The organism is Aeromonas sp. QDB18, from assembly GCF_027705325.1.
Classification (GTDB): Bacteria; Pseudomonadota; Gammaproteobacteria; order Enterobacterales; family Aeromonadaceae; genus Aeromonas; species Aeromonas caviae.
This window is the reverse complement of record NZ_JAPDBQ010000308.1, coordinates 1-1,033: the sequence shown is the minus strand read 5'-3', so window position 1 is coordinate 1,033 and position 1,033 is coordinate 1. Positions and strand designations below refer to the sequence as shown.

The window sequence follows — 1,033 nt, the reverse complement described above, 5'->3', positions numbered from 1 at the left end:
AGGCTATGTCCCAATTACGTGTTGCATCGGGTGCCCTAGCGCCTCATGCAAACACATCTTGGTATTTACCTCCCTGCCGTAACGTTCCAGCATCCTGCGCCAGCCCAGATAATTCCTCAGGTAGTGGGTTGCGACTCCATGGAATCGTTCCATCCACTCCTTCAACCGCCGGTGATATCCGTTCACATGCTGGATGTGGTATGCCCCAATGACTCGCTCACCTCGACGGTTGTACACCACCTGATGTGTTATGCCCCGCGCTTGGCTGAAACTGGCATACACCCCTGCACCATCACTGCAGAGCACTGCATCGGGCGCGATGAGTGGCTGCAACACCGCTTTCACCGTCTGCGCATCCAGCCTTTCCAGCTGAAAGTCGGCTTGATGGCCCGCCCTGTCCTGCACCACCATCACCGGGATGTAATCCCGCCCGGTCCCCCGGGTACGCCCTTTCCCGCCACGATGTCTTGCCGGACGAGGCAACCCTCGCTGCCCCTTGAACGATTCGAGGAAGAAGGTTTCATCCACTTCAACAATGCCTTCTTCCCGTGTTGCCTGGTGGTTTGCCATCGCCTTCAGGAAGCGGTGACGCCACAAGAAGGCGGTGTTCTTGCAAACACCGCAGCGGACGGCGGCCTGGCGGACAGTGAGCCCGTCGATGAGAGCCTGGGCGTAGTCCTCCCAATGCTCAGCCTTACGTAATCTGGCCAAAGGCGTCTTGGTGAGGAGGGAGCTGGTTCGCCGACACTGCTTACAACGGTAACGACGCAGCCCACGGCTCCAGCCCCAGGGGGCCAGCTGGGTGGCATCCGCCTGGCAGTGGGGACAGCCGCAGCATGTGGGTAACTGGGCATGGAGGGACGTAATCGGGTGTGGAGCGGCGAGCTCATGCTGAGCGACACGGCGCTGACGCAGAGTAAGTAATGGAAAGAGGGACAACAGGTGTTGGAAGGCTGGCGTATCCATGATGAAGGTCCTCGCGGTGATGACCTACTTCCAGATTAGCCTTCCAACACATAATTGGGACAGCGCC

At 59.1% G+C, this 1,033-nt stretch carries 1 protein-coding gene; it reads right to left on the bottom strand.

Annotated elements, in window-relative coordinates; translation table 11 throughout:
* Positions 1 to 3: 3 nt before the first annotated feature.
* Positions 4 to 966, bottom strand: coding sequence for an IS1595 family transposase (locus OKC30_RS21040; protein WP_041215707.1), 963 nt, complete (start codon positions 964 to 966; stop codon positions 4 to 6).
* Between the last annotated feature and the right edge of the window lie 67 nt (positions 967 to 1,033).

Excerpts from the sequence above, each read along its gene's own strand:
- OKC30_RS21040 (WP_041215707.1), bottom strand. The coding sequence starts at position 966 with ATGGATACGCCAGCCTTCCAACACCTGTTGTCCCTCTTTCCATTACTT.